Here is a 542-nt window from a genome sequence, read left to right on the forward strand (position 1 = left end):
CCCCAGCTCATGCGGAGCTCTTTCAAACCGTTCCTCCAATCCCAAGGTCGAATCAATATCATTTAGCGAATGCTTTTCTAATAATTTCTTCATCCCCTTGACCCGTGATCTGGTTTCCTCTGATCGTATCGTCAGATACGTTTGAATCCTCTTCGGCAAATACTTGAAAAAGCGCGAATACCTCACGGATCGTGGCTTCTTCTCCCAATCCATTAATATATCATTCCAGGGAATCGCTCTTGTCGTATTCATATAAGGGCGGTCTTCTTGGTAAACAATTTCACCGTCATTCGTAAAACAGGTGAATCGATTCCATTCCATTTTGAGGACTAATGCTTGTTTCATTCTCGCTTTGTGGATAACAAATTTATCACCGTCAACTTCAATTTCCCCGTATTTATTAACTGTTGCTGATTTCACTGAATAAATCGAAAGATCTGTTAAAGGCAAGGCCTTCAAATGCTTTTTATCCTCTTTCCACAGCTCATCAATCAACACATTTTTTTCATAGTGGAGACGTTGCCGATCCTTTTCCATTTCCA

The 542-nt window shown here is 40.6% G+C and carries 1 pseudogene; it reads right to left on the reverse strand.

What is annotated here, in order from left to right:
• Positions 1–542: pseudogene (locus JCM21738_RS22040) on the reverse strand (IS21 family transposase); the annotation flags it as partial.

The organism is Mesobacillus boroniphilus JCM 21738 (assembly GCF_000517385.1).
Classification (GTDB): domain Bacteria; phylum Bacillota; class Bacilli; order Bacillales; family Cytobacillaceae; genus Mesobacillus; species Mesobacillus boroniphilus.